Consider the following 4,989-nt stretch of genomic DNA (forward strand, 5'->3'; position numbering starts at 1 on the left):
GTGTATACGAGACAGATGCATAGATGACTGACCCGACGCTTTCGCGAGCAAGCCCGCTCCCACAGTAGTTTTGCGTGAGCCCAGAAAACTTGCCCAAAAAAAAGGGCGACCGAAGTCGCCCAAAATGCCTTGCGTGCTCGTTGTAGCCAGAAAGACCTACGGTTTTTTCCGCTTGTGTGCGTCTTTCCAGATGAATAATCCAAAACCTGCGAAAAACACGAACATGAGGCCGACCGTCAACACCCCGGCAAACACCACATTATCGAAAAACATGACTGGCCTCCTGGTCTTGCCCCTGTTGCGATGGGTTCAAGGTAACCAATCAGGCCTGGATGAAAATTGACCGGGGTCAATAACGCCCTCGACGGGGCGCAAAGGTGGGGAAATAACTGATCTGCATCAATGGATCGAGGGGGTTCAGCGCTTTTTCGGCTTGTTCTTCGACTTTTTCTTGGGCTTGCCCAACGGCATGGCCTGCTCGAACGCCTGGCGGACTTCATTGAGGCGTTTTTCGTTGAGGTCGTGAACGCGCTTGGCGCGCTCGGCACTGAGGTCGATCAGCTTGTCGTCTTGGCTCATGGCGTGTGGGCATCGTGCAGTGAATTGCGGATGCGCCCATGATGCGGGCTGTTGGCGGCGTTGACCAGCCTGTGAATGCAGCCAGACACCCGGGATCAGATCTGGATATCGACCCACAGGCCTTGGCGCGGCTCTTCGTCGATCAGCGGCACCACCGGCACGGTATTGTCGGCGTTGAGTTCGGTACCCGGTACGGCCAGGTGCTCTTCAGGGTCTTCATCGGCCTCGCGGCGGCGGCGCTCGCGCTCCTGCTGGCGCTGCTGCTCCTCGCGCAACAGCAGCGCGGTCTCTTCCGGGTCGCGGTTTTGCAGGTCGATGGTGCTTTCGTTGGAGCTTTGCTGCACCGGGACGACGGGCGGTATGTCCGGTCGCTGGCGAACCGGATCCTGTTGAGCGGTGATGGGTACAACGCTCAAAGGGAGTATGGGTGGCAACATAAGGTTCTCCTGTCTTCAGGTTGTCGGCGGCTAAAGTGGCAGCTTGAACCGCCGGTCCGAAACTTGTGACCCAGTTGGCAATTGCGGCGATGACCAGGGCCGAGCTTGTTTGATCGCCGGGCAAGCATAAGTTCCGTAGCATCGCGACGAATCAGCGTACGTAAATCCTTTGGTATGAAGGATCCTTCCGTTAAGATAACCGGCTTTTTCAAGGCGGGAGTCAGGCAGCATGGCGCAGCAGTATCAACCGGGGCAACGCTGGATCAGTGACAGCGAAGCCGAGCTGGGTTTAGGCACCGTTCTGGCACAGGACGGCCGCTTGTTGACCGTGCTCTATCCGGCCACTGGCGACACTCGCCAGTACGCGCTACGGAATGCGCCACTTACCCGTGTACGGTTTTCGCCGGGCGATGTGATCACTCACTTCGAAAGCTGGAAAATGACCGTGCGCGAAGTCGATGACGTCGATGGGCTGCTGGTCTACCACGGTCTCAACGAGCAGAACGAAGTGGTCACCCTGCCCGAGACCCAATTGTCGAATTTTATCCAGTTCCGCCTGGCCAGCGACCGTCTGTTCGCCGGCCAGATCGACCCGCTGGCCTGGTTCTCCCTGCGCTATCACACCTTGGAACACACCAGCCGCCAGCTACAATCTTCCCTGTGGGGCCTGGGCGGCGTACGTGCCCAGCCAATCGCCCACCAACTGCATATTGCCCGTGAAGTGGCCGACCGCATTGCGCCGCGGGTATTGCTGGCCGACGAAGTGGGCCTGGGCAAGACCATCGAAGCCGGCCTGGTCATCCATCGCCAGTTGCTGTCCGGCCGTGCCAACCGCGTCCTGATCCTGGTGCCGGAAAACCTGCAGCACCAGTGGCTGGTGGAAATGCGTCGGCGCTTCAACCTCCAGGTCGCGCTGTTCGACGAAGAGCGCTTCATCGAAAGCGATGCCAGCAACCCGTTCGAAGACACCCAATTGGCCCTGGTGGCGCTGGAGTGGCTGGTGGACGACGAAAAGGCCCAGGACGCGCTGTTCGCCGCCGGCTGGGACCTGCTGGTGGTCGACGAAGCCCATCACCTGGTGTGGCACGAAGACCAGGTTAGCCCGCAGTACGCCCTGGTCGAGCAGCTTGCCGAAACCATCCCGGGCGTGCTGCTGCTGACCGCGACCCCGGAACAACTGGGTCAGGACAGCCATTTCGCCCGCCTGCGCCTGCTGGACCCGAACCGTTTCCATGACCTCAAGGCCTTCCGCGCCGAGAGCGAAAACTATCGTCCGGTGGCCGAAGCCGTGCAGGAGCTGCTGGACAAAGGCCGCCTCTCGCCCGAAGCCCACAAGACCATCCAGGGTTTCCTGGGGAACGAAGGCGAAGCATTGCTGACCGCCGTCAATGATGGCGATGTCGAAGCCAGTGCTCGCCTGGTGCGTGAACTGCTGGATCGCCACGGTACCGGTCGCGTGCTGTTCCGCAACACCCGCGCCGCCGTACAGGGCTTCCCCGAGCGCAAGCTGCACGCCTACCCGCTGCCGTGCCCGGCCGAGTACCTCGAACTGCCCTTGGGCGATCACCCCGAGCTGTACCCGGAAGTCAGCTTCCAGGCCCAGCCGGACGCCAGCGAAGAAGAACGCTGGTGGCGTTTCGACCCGCGGGTCGAGTGGCTGATCGACACCCTGAAGATGCTCAAGCGCACCAAAGTGCTGGTGATCTGTGCCCACGCCGAAACCGCCATGGACCTGGAGGACGCCCTGCGCGTGCGCTCCGGCATCCCGGCCACGGTGTTCCACGAAGGCATGAATATCCTGGAGCGCGACCGCGCGGCGGCCTATTTCGCCGACGAAGAGTTTGGTGCCCAGGTACTGATCTGTTCGGAAATCGGCAGTGAGGGGCGTAACTTCCAGTTTGCCCATCATTTGGTGCTGTTCGACCTGCCGGCGCACCCGGACCTGCTGGAACAACGTATCGGTCGTCTGGACCGGATCGGCCAGAAGCACACCATCGAGCTGCATGCGCCCTACCTGGAAACCAGCCCCCAGGCGCGGCTGTTCCAGTGGTATCACGAAGCCCTGAATGCCTTCCTCAACACCTGCCCGACCGGCAACGCCTTGCAACACCAGTTCGGCCCGCGCCTGCTGCCCTTGCTGGAGGAAGCCGATGATGGCCAGTGGCAGGCTCTGATCGACGAGGCCCGTACCGAACGCGAGCGCCTGGAGGCCGAGCTGCACACCGGTCGCGACCGTTTGCTGGAGCTCAACTCCGGCGGCGCCGGTGAAGGCGATGCGCTGGTGGAAGCCATTCTCGAGCAGGATGACCAGTTTGCCTTGCCGATCTACATGGAAACCCTGTTCGACGCCTTTGGTATCGACAGCGAAGACCATTCGGAAAACGCACTGATCCTCAAGCCGAGCGAAAAAATGCTCGACGCCAGCTTCCCGCTGGGCGACGACGAAGGCGTGACCATCACCTATGACCGCAACCAGGCGCTGTCGCGCGAAGACATGCAGTTCATCACCTGGGAGCACCCGATGGTGCAAGGTGGCATGGACCTGGTGCTGTCCGGCTCCATGGGCAACACCGCCGTGGCACTGATCAAGAACAAGGCGCTCAAGCCCGGCACCGTGTTGCTGGAGCTGCTCTACGTCAGTGAGGTGGTTGCGCCGCGCTCGCTGCAACTGGGCCGCTACCTGCCGCCGGCCGCCCTGCGCTGCCTGTTGGACGCCAACGGCAACGACCTGGCCGCCCGGGTCTCGTTCGAAACCCTGAACGACCAGCTCGAAAGCGTGCCGCGCGCCAGCGCCAACAAGTTCATCCAGGCCCAGCGAGACCAGCTCACGCCTCGTATCAATGCCGGCGAAGAGAAGATCGCCCCGCGTCACGCCGAGCGCGTGGCCGAGGCCCAGCGCCGCCTGGCGGCCGATACCGACGAGGAACTGGCACGCCTGACCGCCCTGCAAGCGGTCCACCCGACCGTGCGCGACAGCGAGCTGGTGGCCCTGCGCCAACAGCGGGAGCAAGGCTTGGCGATGCTTGAGAAGGCAGCGCTGCGTTTGGAGGCGATTCGGGTGTTGGTAGCGGGCTGAGTTTGGCTGGGATCCCGGCTGTGGTGCTTTTATCGGGTGTATATGCGTTTTTTCGGTAACGGCCGCTGGCGGTTCCGCTTTTACAGCGCCTCCGCGAGGCGGCCTGATAGCCGACCTGGCTCAGGGTGATCGCGTTTCCCCTAATGTGGGAGCGAGCCTGCTCGCGAAGGCGGTGGGTCAGTTTGCGGTGATGTTGGATGGGCCGGCCTCTTCGCGAGCAGGCTCGCTCCCACAGGGGATCTTGGGTGCTCATGAGTTTTGTGTTCACTGCGGCCCATTGTGGGAGCGGGCTTGCTCGCGAAAGCGGTGTGTCAGTTGACGGTGATGTTGGTGCGCCGGCCTCTTCGCGAGCAAGCTCGCTCCCACAGGGGATCTTGGGTGTTCATGAGTCTTGTGTTCACTGCAGACCCATTGTGGGAGCGAGCTTGCTCGCGATAGCGGTGTGTCAGTTTGCGGTGATGTTAGATGTGCCGCCTCTTCGCGAGCAAGCTCCCACAGGGGATCTTGGGTGTTCATGAGTTTTGTGTTCACTGCGGCCCATTGTGGGAGCGAGCTTGCTCGCGATAGCGGTGGCTCAGCCAAATAAATGCAGGCATGTGCCCCGCTTTTGCTCTTGCTCTTGCTCTTGCTCTTGCTCTTGCTCTTGCTCTTGCTTTGGATCTTGATCTTGATCTGAGCGCCCCGTTAACCACGATGGCCGACCGCAGGCATTGCGCAGTGGGCATCCCGGCATGGATGCCGGGATAGCCGCGCTGGGCCATGGATGGCCCTTCGCGGCGGCCCACGGAGCAATGCCGGAGTGAGGGCATGCCGAGCCTAAGCGAGGCACCGAGTGGTGGGGCAAGCCTTTTTTGCTTACTTTTTTTGGCGTTTGAAAAAAAGTGAGCCGCCGTAAGG

General features: G+C 61.6%; 4 protein-coding genes. 1 reads left to right on the forward strand and 3 read right to left on the reverse strand.

Annotated elements, in window-relative coordinates; genetic code table 11:
- Nucleotides 1–156 precede the first annotated feature (156 nt).
- From ccoM to HGO40_RS30135, 3 genes are all read right to left on the reverse strand, one after another.
- Nucleotides 157–273, reverse strand: a complete 117-nt coding sequence (gene ccoM, locus HGO40_RS30600) for a cytochrome c oxidase subunit CcoM (protein WP_025212288.1) — start codon at nucleotides 271–273, stop codon at nucleotides 157–159.
- A gap of 144 nt (nucleotides 274–417) precedes the next feature.
- Nucleotides 418–579 carry a hypothetical protein gene (locus tag HGO40_RS30130; protein ID WP_003198631.1) on the reverse strand — a complete coding sequence of 54 codons (162 nt, stop codon included), beginning with the start codon at nucleotides 577–579 and terminating at the stop codon, nucleotides 418–420.
- Nucleotides 580–674: 95 nt separating this feature from the next.
- Nucleotides 675–1,016: an aspartate-semialdehyde dehydrogenase gene (locus tag HGO40_RS30135; RefSeq protein ID WP_250966010.1), complete on the reverse strand. Its 342-nt coding sequence runs from the start codon at nucleotides 1,014–1,016 to the stop codon at nucleotides 675–677.
- Nucleotides 1,017–1,245: 229 nt separating this feature from the next.
- On the opposite strand from HGO40_RS30135, the gene rapA reads away from it, so the two are divergent.
- Nucleotides 1,246–4,092: an RNA polymerase-associated protein RapA gene (rapA, locus tag HGO40_RS30140; protein ID WP_250966011.1), complete on the forward strand. Its 2,847-nt coding sequence runs from the start codon at nucleotides 1,246–1,248 to the stop codon at nucleotides 4,090–4,092.
- Nucleotides 4,093–4,989: the final 897 nt, after the last annotated feature.

It is taken from the genome of Pseudomonas sp. CG7, from assembly GCF_023701885.1.
In the GTDB taxonomy this organism is placed as follows: Bacteria; Pseudomonadota; Gammaproteobacteria; order Pseudomonadales; family Pseudomonadaceae; genus Aquipseudomonas; species Aquipseudomonas zanjanensis.

Bases quoted from the DNA above. Each gene is read 5' to 3' on its own strand.
- ccoM (WP_025212288.1), bottom strand. From the start codon at position 273: ATGTTTTTCGATAATGTGGTGTTTGCCGGGGTGTTGACGGTCGGCCTC.
- HGO40_RS30130 (WP_003198631.1), bottom strand. From the start codon at position 579: ATGAGCCAAGACGACAAGCTGATCGACCTCAGTGCCGAGCGCGCCAAG.
- HGO40_RS30135 (WP_250966010.1), bottom strand. From the start codon at position 1,016: ATGTTGCCACCCATACTCCCTTTGAGCGTTGTACCCATCACCGCTCAA.
- rapA (WP_250966011.1), top strand. From the start codon at position 1,246: ATGGCGCAGCAGTATCAACCGGGGCAACGCTGGATCAGTGACAGCGAA.